Annotated in this window: 1 pseudogene; it reads right to left on the bottom strand. The window is 69.8% G+C overall.

The features are described 5' to 3' along the window. Nucleotides 1–1,782 (bottom strand): annotated as a pseudogene (locus tag WB785_RS16290) (cation-translocating P-type ATPase); the annotation flags it as partial.

Below are 1,782 nucleotides of genomic sequence, written 5' to 3'. Positions count from 1 at the left end.
ACGATGGCCGAAGCGGCCGCGCCGACCGCCAGAATCGGGGTCAGCGGATCGGCGAGCTCGTGGCGGGTCGCATCCAGCAGCCGCCCCACCTGATTCAGCGGTCGCCGTAGCGGCGCCATGAGCGGTTCGTAGTACAGGTCCTCAAGAACGCGTCGCCATGTCGGCTCGCCGACTTCGGCGGCGAGCGGCTGGGTGCGACCGGCCAGCCGGGAATAGACGATCTCGGGGTCCAACGCGTGCCAGGCGGTCAACGGCTGCGGGGTGGGATCGGGCTGCCGCAGCACCTTGCTGGCCGAGTACGCGCCCGACGCCAACGCGCTCGCGGCGGCGGCGTTGACCGGATTGAGCCAGCGTCGCAGGCTCAATGGATTGCTGGGACGGCTGGGTTCGCCTGTGACCAGCAACAGCCCGGCCAAAGTGGTGCCGCCCTTGGCCAGGTTTACCGATGATTGGGTGGTCCGCCGCGCCACCGGTAACGCCGACAGGATCCGCACGGCCGCAGCCAGATCGGTGCCGGTGATGATGTCAGCGGTCCACGGTGTGGCTGCTTGGGGATCGTCCAGCGCGACCGCGACGTCGGCGATGGCCAGTGCCGCCAAGGTGTCCGTCGATGCGAAATCGCGGTGCAACGCGGTGATCAGCATGACCGGGCCGCGATCGGTTCGTAGCTCGCGTACCAGGTTCAGCAGCGGGGTACCGGGCGGGTGACTGGCGGCGACGCTGGCCGCTAAATCCTCGGTTCCTGCCACGTGCCGCAGGACGACCCGGGCTCCGGTCCGGTGCGCGATTTGCAGCAGCGGCACCGCGAAGGGATCCACCTCCCAGCCCACCTCGACACTGCCGACGATGTCGCCGTCGACCATCAATTCGGCGCGTTCGAGACCCTGGGCCGGCGCAGCCGAAGGTCCTTGCGCCGGAATCCATCGCAGGCGTGCGCCCGTGGCGGGCAATTCATCGGGGTCGGGGTCGGGTGGTTGCTCAGCATGCAGCAGCGCGTCGGCGACCTCGTAGACCCGGTCCTCGTCCCAGCCGGGTATGTCGCCCTGCGCCTTGAGCACGGCCCGATGGTCGCCGCGCAGCGCTGCGCCGTCGATGACGACGACCTTCACCCGATCCAGGCGACGCAGCGCACCTGGGTCGAGAACCAGTTGGCCCGCGTCGGCGAGCCCGCGTCCAAGCACGGTGGCGAACGCTTGCCGGCCCATGTGGGCGGCTCTCGGCACGCCGGCCAGTACAGCGTCGGCCGCTTCCTCGGCGCCACCGCCAGCCAGTAATGCGCCCGCCGCGGCCACCAGGGAGCCGTTTGCAGCTTGATCGGCGTATTCCTCGATCGGCCCGGCCATCGCGCCCTTGGCGGTGTCAATTGCGGAGTCGATCGCGCCGCCGACGACGACGTGCGAAGCCTCGCCCGCCGCGGCGGCAGCCCGGTTGTGTCGAGGAGCTTGTGAACGTGGCCCGGCCGATGAGATGACCGGAACCACCGGAGCTTGCGGCCGTTTGGGGGAGGCCAGCTCCGGCTCACGATCACTCCACCGGCGACGATGGGCGGCCGCCTCTGAGATCTGCAAGGAACGTTGGGCCAGATCCAGCACAGGTGTTCCGACCGCCTGAGTGAGCCCGTTCACCACCGCCGTCGTAGCCGCGAGCGTGAGGTCGGTACCGACTCGGCCCAACCGCGATTCCAAGACCGACACCATGCGCGGTTGATGATTGAGGATGGCCGCCGCGCCGCGGGCGGCTCGCGGCGCGATCGGTAAGCGGACGACCCAGCCGGTGACGGCC

This window comes from Mycobacterium sp. (assembly GCF_049585075.1).
In the GTDB taxonomy this organism is placed as follows: domain Bacteria; phylum Actinomycetota; class Actinomycetes; order Mycobacteriales; family Mycobacteriaceae; genus Mycobacterium.
This window is presented reverse-complemented; position numbering and strand designations above follow the sequence as displayed.